This is a genomic window from Streptomyces boluensis (genome assembly GCF_009908195.1).
GTDB classification, from domain to species: Bacteria; Actinomycetota; Actinomycetes; order Streptomycetales; family Streptomycetaceae; genus Streptomyces; species Streptomyces boluensis.
The window spans coordinates 1-3,307 of sequence record NZ_JAAAHS010000579.1; the positions used below are offsets into that span (position 1 = coordinate 1).

General features: G+C 73.8%; 2 protein-coding genes. Both read right to left on the minus strand.

Going from position 1 to position 3,307, the window contains the following annotated elements:
* Window positions 1–10: 10 nt before the first annotated feature.
* Entirely contained in the window at window positions 11–1,651 is a 1,641-nt protein-coding gene (locus GUY60_RS36130; RefSeq protein ID WP_376771359.1) for an amidohydrolase, read from the minus strand.
* A gap of 49 nt (window positions 1,652–1,700) precedes the next feature.
* Window positions 1,701–3,263, minus strand: a complete 1,563-nt coding sequence (locus GUY60_RS36135; protein ID WP_161705696.1) for an APC family permease — start codon at window positions 3,261–3,263, stop codon at window positions 1,701–1,703.
* Window positions 3,264–3,307: the final 44 nt, after the last annotated feature.

The window sequence follows — 3,307 nt, forward strand, 5'->3', positions numbered from 1 at the left end:
CCGCGCCCCCTCACCCCCGATGCACGACCCGTCCCGCCGTCATCGTCAACACGACCGGTGCCTCGCCCAGTTCGTCGGCGGGGGCCGTGACCGGGTCGACCGCGAAGGCCGTCAGGTCCGCGCGGTAACCCGGCGCGATCCGTCCGGCGACGTCCTGCTCGCCCACCGCGAGCGCGGCGTGCGAGGTGTAACCCTCGAGCGCCATCAGGCCGGTGAGTGCCTGACCGGCCAGGACCGGGGTGATGTCCGGGCGGCCCGGCAGCCGCCGGAGGCGGGCGGTGGCGAGCACCTCGCGGGGGTCGTAGTGCGCGATCGGCCAGTCCGAGCCGAGGACGAGGGTCGCGCCCGCGTCCCGCAGGTCGCGGCAGCGCCAGGCCCGCCCGGCCCGCTCCTCGCCGACCCGCTTCGACCACTCGTCGGTGTGGTCGGCGCGGGTGTACGCGGTGTGCGTGGGCTGCATCGACGCGGTGACGCCGAGCCGGGCGAAGCGCTCCAACTGGCCGGTGGGCACGGTCTCGATGTGCTCGATACGGTGCCGGCCGTGCTGCCCCGGATCGTCGAGCAGCTCGACGGTGTCGAGCACGTGCCGGACGGCCGCGTCCCCGATGGCGTGCGTGGTCGTCCGCACTCCGGCCCGCGCGAGGTGGTGCACGGCGGCGGTGTACGCGGCCGGGTCCGGCCAGAATGCCTCCGTGCCCTGACCGTGGCAGTCGGCGTGCTCCAGCCAGGCCGTACCGCCCTCGACGGTGCCGTCCATGAAGAACTTCACGCCGCCCACCCGCCAGTGCGCGCCCCGCGAGCGCTGCAGCGCGACGAGGTGGTCGAGCTCGGCCGGGTCGGTACCCGGCATGCACCACGGGGCGATCCGCAGCCGCATCGGGAGCGGTCCCGCTTCTTCCTCGCAGCCGGTCAACAGGTCCAGTACGCCGACGCCTTGGAGATCCATGACATGCGCGCCGGTGAGCCCGGTGGCCGCCATGTCGGTTAGGAGCTTGAGCAGCCGGGCGCGGCGCGCGGACGGGTCCTCGCGCGGCAGCACCGGCTCCATCAGGTCCATCGCGGCGGGCTCGACGAGGTGCCCGGTGGGCCGTCCGTCCGGCGCGCACACCACCTCCGCCCGCTGCGCGAACCGCCGCGGCCCGTCGATCCCGGCGGCCGCGAGGGCAGGCCCGCTGGCCAGCGCGGAGTGCCCGTCGTAGAGCCGCAGGAACGCGGGTACGCCGCCGAGCGCCGGGTCGATCAGGTCGTGCTGGACGGGCCTGCCGCCGAAGACGTTGTGGTCAAGGCCGTGGCCGAGCACCCAGGCGCCGGGTCCGGCCGCGCGGGCCGCGTCCGCGAGGGTGCCGCGCAGCGCGTCCAGGTCGCGGCAGCCGGACAGGTCGAGCCCGGTGGCCATCTCCAGGCCGAGCACGGGGTGGCTGTGCCCGTCGACGAGGCCCGGCGTGAGCGTGGCGCCGCCCAGGTCGACGACCTCGGTGTGCGCACCGCGCCAGTCCCGTACGTCACGCTCGTCGCCGACCGCGACGATGTGGCCGTCCCGTACCGCGACGGCGGTCGCCGTCGGGCGTTCGGGGTCGAGGGTGCGGACATGGGCGCCGGTCAGGACGGTGTCGGCGACGGCGGTCAGGGGGCGGTCGGTCGGCTGGGGCACAGCGGTCTTCCTCGGTTCGGGACGGGGGCGTTGGTGGTCGAAGGGCGCGTCAGGCCGACGCGGCGTCGGCGGCCGCGCGTGGGCCGCCGGACGCGTCCGGCTCGTCGTCCCGGGAGCCCTCAGGGGAGTCGTCATCGGACTCCTCCGGCGGCTCCGCCGCGAATGTCTCGTACACCGCGGGCCTGGTGCGGCGGATGCGCAGGGCGGCGACGACGCCGACGGCGAAGGCGGCGGGGACGGTGAGGACGAGCGCCGCGTTGGTGGCGAACGGTGCCGCGGTCATCAGGTCGATCTTGCTGATCACCAGCCACAGCGCACCGGCCATCAGGGCGGTGGCGACGAGCGGCACGATCGCGGTGCGCCAGCGGCCCTCGTTGTGCGGGAAGCTCCGGAAGAAGCGGAACACGGCGATGGCGGTGATCGCCTGGAGCGCCAACAGGCCGATCATTCCTGGGGTGTTCATCCAGATGAGCAGCTGTTGGTACGGGTCGGCGCCGGCCAGTACGAAGCCCGTGACGACCACCAGGGCGAGGACGCTCTGCGCGAGGCCCGCGATGTACGGGGAGCGGTGCCGGGGGTGCACCTTGCCGAGGGCGGCGGGCAGCACGCCTTCCTGGGCGAGGGAGAGTCCGTAGCGGTTGATCGCGTTGTGGAAGGCCAGTTGGGAGGCGATGATGCTGGTCACGATGAAGATGTGCATGAGCGCGGCGGCCCAGCCGCCGACGTAGTGCGTGGTCGCCGTGAAGAACAGGCCGAGCGGGTCGTCGGCGACGGCCTTCATGACGTGGGCGCTGCCGAAGGCCTGGATGACGATCCACACGCTGAACGCGTAGAACAGGCCGAGGAAGCCGACCGCGATGAACGTCGCGCGCGGAATGGTGCGCGCCGGGTCGCGGGCCTCGCGGCGGTAGATGGCGGTGGACTCGAAACCGGTGAACGCGGCGAAGGCGAAGGCGAGTACGGCGCCGGTGCCGGGCACCAGGACGTTGTCCGGCGCGAAGGAGTCGAGGGCGAGCCCCTCGGCGCCGCCGTCGAGCAGCACTCCGCCGGCGAGTAGCGCGAGGATGCCGGTCTCCGCGAGCAGCAGCACGCCGAGGACCTTCGCGCCGAACTCGATGCTGCGGTAGCCGAGGAACCAGATCACGAAGACGCCCGCGAGCGCGATGACGGGCCAGGGCACATCGATCCCCCACAGCGCCCGCAGCGCGTCCTGGGTGCCGGTGGCGAGGAGCCCGTACACACCGATCTGCATGCCGTTGTACGCGAACAGGGCGAGGGTGGCCGCCCCGAAACCGGCGGGGCGGCCGAGGCCGCGGGTGATGAAGGCGTAGAAGCCGCCGCCGTTGCGGACGTGCCGGGTCATCGTGGTGAACCCGACGGCGAAGAGGGCGAGGGTGGCGCCGGCGAGGAGATAGCCGACGGGGGCGCCGATGCCGCCGATGGCGATGGCGAGCGGTGCCACTCCCGCCATCACGGTCAGCGGGGCGGCGGCGGAGACGACGAAGAAGGCGATGTCGGCGACGCCGAGGCGGGCCCGGCGGAGCCCGGGTGAGCCACCGCTCGGTACGACGCCTTCGGGTGCCCCCGTACGGGGCGCGGACTCAGCGGTCATGGCGCTCGGCCCTTCTGTGGAGAGGGGAGGAGTGGGGAGGGGCG